Genomic DNA, 5,318 nt, shown 5'->3' with positions numbered 1-5,318 from the left:
CCTGCGCGGTAATCCGCGCCCGCAGCCAGGTTCAACCGCAGCGGGCGCCATGGCTCCGGATCGCGCGTGCGCACGTTGGTCTGGCCGTAGCCGCTGACGAAGGCCAGCATGTCGGCGAAGGCCTCGGCCGGGTCCAGCTCCTCGAATTGGACGAGCTGGGCGCGGGCCCGTTCGTACCAGCCAGGTGTGCCGAACTCCTGCCCGAAGAAGGCTTCGAGGTTGTCGTGGTCGATCCAGGTGGCGGCTTCCTCGTAGAAGGCGGCCGTGGTGGCATGCGGTGTCCGCTCGCCGATGACCGGTGTGCCCAGGCTCAGGCAATGTGCGAGCGTGACGGGTTCGATGCGGCTGGTGTCGTGGGGCCGCAGGTGCAGCACGGCCTTGGCCTGGCGGATGTAGGCATCGCGCTCGCCGCCATAGACCGGGCGGTCGAACTGGCTGACCGCCATGCCGGTGTCCTCGATGCGCTTGATGAGCCGGCGGATGCGCTCGTTCTGCGCGCCGATGACGAGCAGATCGATCGGGCGCTCCTCCAGCGGCATCGCAGGGGTCTGTGCGTCCACGGCGAGGTACGGTGCGTGGACGAAGGGCACCAGCGGCACATCGTCCGGATGATCGGTGTAGACCTCCAGATTGGCTGGGTCGTAGTCGACCACGGCCGAGTGGCGCAGCAGTTGCAGATAGGCCGTGGAGACCTGCGAGCCTTCGTGCCCGAGCGACTCCAGATTGACGAAGACACAGGTGTGCTGCGGGCACTGGTTGGCGTCGAACCCGAGGTGGGCGCCGAACACGAAGTTGACGGCGTCGTGGCGCAGCCGGTTCTTGGACAGGCTGACCCGGGCACCCAGTCGCCGGAACTGGTAGCGGAAGTAGCGTGCAGGATCGACCAGCTCCAGGGCATGGGGCTGGCCGAGGGGCTGGACAACACACAGGTGGATATCCGGCAGGTTCATGGGCGTGGGTTCCGAGCAAAGGGGCCAAGCCAGTCTAGGCACCGCAGCCTCGGGGATCGGGCCGATCAGGGCGGCCAAACCAGGCTACTTTCGCTGCCTTCAGGCTGGCTGGAGCGCGCTGTCCAGATGGAACACTTCCACGGCCTGCAGCAGATGGCGGGCTTCCTCGCCGAGGCTGGTGGCGGCGGCGGCGCTCTGCTCGACCAGCGCGGCATTCTGCTGCGTCATGGAGTCGAGTTCATGCACCGAGCTGTGGATGCTGCCGATGCCGATGCTCTGCTCGCTGGAGGCGGCACTGATGTCGCGGATCGTTTCCTGCACGCGCTGCACGCTGGCGACGATCTCGGCCATGGTCGTGCCGGCCTCGTTGACCAGGCGCGTGCCCGAGGCGACCTTGTCCACGCTGGTGCTGATCAGATGGTGGATCTCGGTGGCTGCGGTGGCGCTGCGCTGCGCCAGGTTGCGGACCTCCCCTGCGACCACGGCAAATCCGCGGCCTTGCTCTCCGGCGCGGGCGGCTTCGACCGCGGCGTTCAGTGCCAGGATGTTGGTCTGGAAGGCAATGCCGTTGATGACGCCGATGATGTCGACGATCTTTTTCGAGCTGGCATCGATGTCGTGCATGGTGGTGATGACCTGGGTCACCACCTGGCCACCGCGCTGGGCCACGTCGCATGCCGTGCTGGCGAGCGTGCTGGCGGTGCGGGCGCTGAGCGCCGTCTGCTGGACGGTGCTGGTCAGCTGCTCCATCGCGCTGGCCGTGGCCTGCAGGTGGCTGGCGGTCATCTCGGTGCGGCGGGACAGGTCGGTGTTGCCGCTGGCGATTTCCTGCGAAGCGGACCCCACCTGCGTGGCGCTGGTCCGCACCAGCAGGATGGCGCGCTCGATGCCCCGGAGCGCATCCAGCAGCGTGCCGGAGGCGGGGTCATGCGAGGTCTGCCGGGAGACCCGCAGGTCGATCCGTCCATGGGTGTCGAGCAGCGAATGCGTGATGTCGATCAGACGCTCTGCGGTGCGGAAGTCCGCGCGTGCCCGCTGCGCGAGCATGACCAGGATGCCGGCCTCCGCGACCACGTACAGCGCGTGCTCGATGACCCGTGCCAGGCCCGGTTCGGTGAAGCACACGGTCCCCCAGCCCCAGGCCTGGAAGAAGTTGAACGACAGGTGGTGCACGGCGATCGTGGCGGCGGCCGAGAGCACTGGCAGCCAATGCCTGTACACCACCGTCACCGCCAGGAAGGCGAACACCGCGAAATGGGCTTCGGGTCGGCCCCGCGCCACATGGATCAGCAGTGCCACCATGGCCATGCCGAGTGCCGGCAGGCCGAGACGGCTGCCCGGCCCCGCCTGGGATGCCCGGGCGATGCCCCACGACAGGGCCAGAAGGAGACTGCCGACCACCACCGGCAGTGCGACGGTGTCGTTTGAAATGCCGTAGGTCAGGGCGCCCGCCATGACCAGGGTGATCGTGACCAGCATGGAGCGGTCATTCGGGTGCAATGCAGGCATGGATAGCTTCGGAATGGGGTTTGAAAGTGACTCTAGGGCGCCCGGTGTGTCGGTGAAGTCGCCAATAGAGGCCGTTCATTCGGCCATTCCAGGGGCTTCGGGCGTTTTCTGCCTATGTCATGTCCACGCTGAACTGGCGCAGCACGCGCAGGTTGTGGGTCGCCAGGTGGCTGCCGCGGCCGTGGACAGCCCCTTCCAGATCCGGCCGTTCGCCGATTTCCAGGCAGCGCTGCCACGCGCCTTCGATCATCGGCAGCAGTTCCCCCGCGCGTGCCGGCTCGCTGGCCGCCCAATCGAGCATCAGGTCGCCCAGCGCGAAGAAAAAGTCTGGCGAACGGTCCCAGCGCGCCATTTCCTCGGCGGCGCGCTGCACGCCATCGGCATGGCGGCCACAGCACTTGAGCGCATGCAGGCGGCGCACGCTGAGGTCGTGCAGCCAGAGGGGCGCATCTGCCGGTATCTGCCTGCCCAGCCGCTGCTCCGCCTGGTCGAAGCAGCGCAGCGCCTCGGCGTGGCGGCCGTAGACGTCGTGGTCCTTGCCGAGCTGGTACCAGAGATACGGGTCGTCCGGGTGGTCACCGAGCGCACGTTGCAGCAGCGCGGCGTTGCGGCCGGCCTTGCGGTCCAGGGCCATGGGGGCGTAGCCGTCGTGCCCGACACGCATCGGCAGCCGTCGGACCGGCAATGTGTGTTGCGGCTGCTCATGGATCCGGCCGGCGTAGCGCACGTGGCCAGGCAGGATGCGGCTGATCCAGCTGGAGGCCACGCCTGCGCTGTCCTGCGCGCCATGTTCGCTGTCCACGCGCACCGCGCCGACGAAATCGGGCCGCAGCGTGCGCAGCGTGGCGAGTGTCTCGCCGCCACGGGCCAGCCATTCGTCGCCGTCGAGCACGATGTGCCAGTCGGCACCGGCCCGCTCCAGTGCGGCGTTGCGGGCGAGGCTGAAATCATGGTGCCAGGCCAGGTGCGAGACCTCGGCGCCGGCCGCACGGGCGACGTCGGCGGTGCCGTCCTGCGAGCCGGTGTCGACCACCACCAGGCGGTCGGTCCAGGGGCGCAGGCTGTCGAGGGCGCGGCGCAGGCGCGGTGCCTCGTCGCGCACGATGAGGACGGCGGCGACGGTGTAGCGTGGCATTCAGTTTCTCCGGGGTGCTGGCTCGGCGGCCAGTGGGGTGGGGGGGTGTCCGGCGTCGTTGCGCGCGACCATGCGGGCCAGCAGGTGTTCCAGATCGCGTGCATGGCGCTGCGAGTCCGCGGGCGGCGGGTCCATCCGTGCGGTGGCGAGCCGTGCCTTGATCTGTGCCACGGCGTCGGTGTCCCGCAGCAGGTGCACGGCGGTGCGGACGTAGTGGTCGGTGTCCACGCAGATCAGCGCGGGCAGCCGGAACGCGGCCAGCAGGCTGGCGGTGCGGCGCGTGGCGTGGCCCTGTCCGATCCGGGTCACCACGGGCACGCCAGCCCACAGGGCGTCCCGCGCCGCCGTCGCGGCATTGCCGGGGAAGCAGTCGAGCACGAGGTCGGCCAGTGGCAGGCGCGCGAGGTGCTCCTGCTGCCGGACGGTGGGTGCGAAGACCAGCCGCGCCGGGTCGAGACCGGCCCGCGCCACGCTGGCGCACAGCCGCCGTTGGGCATCGGGTGCTGGCGCTAGCAGCCACAGCACCGAGCCCGGGATGGCGGACAGGATCTGGCACCACGCCTGGAACTGTGCGGATGTGATCCGCTCTGGCCGGTTGAAGCTGGCGAGCACCGGGCCGGTGTCGGGCAGGCCGCAGTCGGCGCGTCGGGGCGGGGCTGGCGGTGGCTCGGGCGGAGCGGCCGGCCGGTGGCTTCCGGGCAACTGGGCGATGCATTCGCTGAACTGGGCCTGCGCCTCCAGCGGTGTGGCGAGCGGATCGCCGATCAGGTAGTCGACCCACGGGGCGCCGGTGGTGCCGGGGTGCCCCAGCCAGGCGACCTGGACCGGTGCCGGACGGTGGGCGAGCACGCCCAGGCGCGAGTCGTCGCCGCTGCCGGTGAGGTCCAGCAGCAGGTCGATCTGGTCACTGCGGACGGCACCGACCAACTCCTCGGTGCAGGCGTGGCGGCTGTCATGCCAGCGCGCGGCGAGGGCGTGCAGGCGCTGGTGTGCGGGAGCGACTGCGCCTGGGTGGTCCGACCAGGCGTCCGAGTAGACGTACAGCGCGACCTGCTCCCGGTCGAAGGCTTCGAACAGCGCGGTGACGGACGGCTCCAGCGCGGACCGTTCGCGCCCACCGGCCAGGATGCCGAGCCGCCACCGGCCCTGGCGGCGGTGGTCGCGGGCGGATGCTTTCGGCTTCGCGCGTGCTGCGCCGGTGCCGTGGCGCTGCTGGCAGGCGAGTGTGGCCAGCCAGCGGTGCAGCAGTGGGTGGTCCAGCAGAGGGATCAGCGGGGTCGGATCGAGCGGCATCGCCAACGGCTGCCTGGCCGCCGGGAAAGGCTGTTCCATGCAGGCCAGCAGCCGGTCGAGATGGGCGGGGAGTGCGTCCCAGTCCAGATCCGCCGCACTGGCGAAGGCGGCTGCCAGCGCGGCATCGGCCGCTTTCGGCTGCACATCCAGCGCCATCCGGTAGCACCACCCGGCCTCGGCGTGTTCCTGCAGTCGGCTCAGACCTTGACCGAGTTGCAGCAGGGCACGCTGGTGCAGGCCGGCATCCGGCCCTGCCTTGGCCACCGCGGCAGTGGCGTCACGCACGGCCTGCCGGTGGTCCCGCAGTGTGGACAGGGTGCTCGCCCGCATCAGGTGCCAGGCTGCGCCGCGCGCCATGCTGGTGTCGAGCTGGTCCAGGCAATCGAGCGCCTCGGTCGGGCGGTGCTGTGCGAGCAGGAGTTCGGCCGTGC

3 protein-coding genes and 1 pseudogene are annotated in these 5,318 nt (G+C 70.1%); all 4 read right to left on the bottom strand.

The window, feature by feature from the left end:
- Positions 1-950, bottom strand: a pseudogene (locus AB3X43_RS17060) (hypothetical protein); the annotation flags it as partial.
- 99 nt (positions 951-1,049) lie between these two features.
- Entirely contained in the window at positions 1,050-2,429 is a 1,380-nt protein-coding gene (locus AB3X43_RS17055; RefSeq protein WP_369431069.1) for a methyl-accepting chemotaxis protein, read from the bottom strand.
- 142 nt (positions 2,430-2,571) lie between these two features.
- Positions 2,572-3,594 carry a glycosyltransferase gene (locus tag AB3X43_RS17050; protein ID WP_369431068.1) on the bottom strand — a complete coding sequence of 341 codons (1,023 nt, stop codon included), beginning with the start codon at positions 3,592-3,594 and terminating at the stop codon, positions 2,572-2,574.
- Positions 3,595-5,318 (bottom strand): O-linked N-acetylglucosamine transferase, SPINDLY family protein (locus AB3X43_RS17045; RefSeq protein ID WP_369431067.1); only part of this gene is annotated, 1,724 nt, incomplete at its 5' end. It lies immediately after the preceding gene.

It is taken from the genome of Sphaerotilus sp. (genome assembly GCF_041083715.1).
Classification (GTDB): Bacteria; Pseudomonadota; Gammaproteobacteria; order Burkholderiales; family Burkholderiaceae_C; genus Sphaerotilus.
The sequence above is the reverse complement of the archived record's forward strand: the minus strand, read 5'-3'. Positions and strand labels throughout refer to the sequence as shown.